1 protein-coding gene is annotated in these 221 nt (G+C 38.5%); it reads left to right on the top strand.

Annotated features, from left to right (window positions below; all coding sequences use genetic code 11):
- The coding region (locus tag Q0838_RS14325; RefSeq protein ID WP_298956579.1) for a hypothetical protein at positions 1–221 on the top strand (221 nt) is incomplete at both ends.

Genomic DNA, 221 nt, shown 5'->3' with positions numbered 1-221 from the left:
ACCGAAGTAACCTTAGTAAATGGTGAATTGATAGTTACCCCAGTAACAGACAGTACAGAGCCGATCAACTTTGACTATACAATAGTTGATGAAGATGGCGAATCAGATACAGGAAACGTAGACATTACTTTTATACAGTTACCACCAGTAGCTGATGATGAAGTAGTTACAGGAGCAATGATAAATGCTTTACAGCAAGTACCTGTTGTAACTGGTGATGA

It is taken from the genome of uncultured Nonlabens sp., assembly GCF_947495285.1.
Lineage (GTDB): Bacteria > Bacteroidota > Bacteroidia > Flavobacteriales > Flavobacteriaceae > Nonlabens.
This window is presented reverse-complemented; position numbering and strand designations above follow the sequence as displayed.